Annotated in this window: 1 protein-coding gene; it reads right to left on the bottom strand. The window is 62.9% G+C overall.

Annotated elements, in window-relative coordinates; genetic code table 11:
* Positions 1-426: ATPase, T2SS/T4P/T4SS family (locus HMPREF2886_RS31905; RefSeq protein WP_168172039.1), on the bottom strand; the 426-nt coding region annotated here is incomplete at both ends.

Below are 426 nucleotides of genomic sequence, written 5' to 3' on the forward strand. Positions count from 1 at the left end.
CTCAGCCACAAGCTGTTCCATGCGGATAAGGCCCGCAGGTGCCGAATTTGCGTGAACAGTGGCGGCCCCGCCGGGGTGGCCAGTGTTCCAAGCCTTGAGCAAGGCCAACGCTGCGCCGTCGCGGACTTCACCGACCAGAATACGGTCGGGCCGCAGACGCATGGTTGCCTTGAGTAGCCGGGTCATATCGACGTGATCGACTGCCCGGAGAATGACGACGTTCGTGGCGGCGCATTGCAGCTCGCCCGTATCTTCGATGATGACGATACGGTCTTGCGGGCAGGCCTTCGCCATGTAGTCGATGATGCCGTTTGTGAGGGTGGTTTTGCCGGTGCCGGTGCCACCAACGACCAGAACGTTGCGGCGGTTGCGTACAGCGGCCTCGATGGCCTCGCACTGCGCCTGCGTCATGATGCCCGACTCCAC

This window comes from Pseudomonas sp. HMSC066A08, from assembly GCF_001813025.1.
GTDB classification, from domain to species: domain Bacteria; phylum Pseudomonadota; class Gammaproteobacteria; order Pseudomonadales; family Pseudomonadaceae; genus Pseudomonas; species Pseudomonas aeruginosa.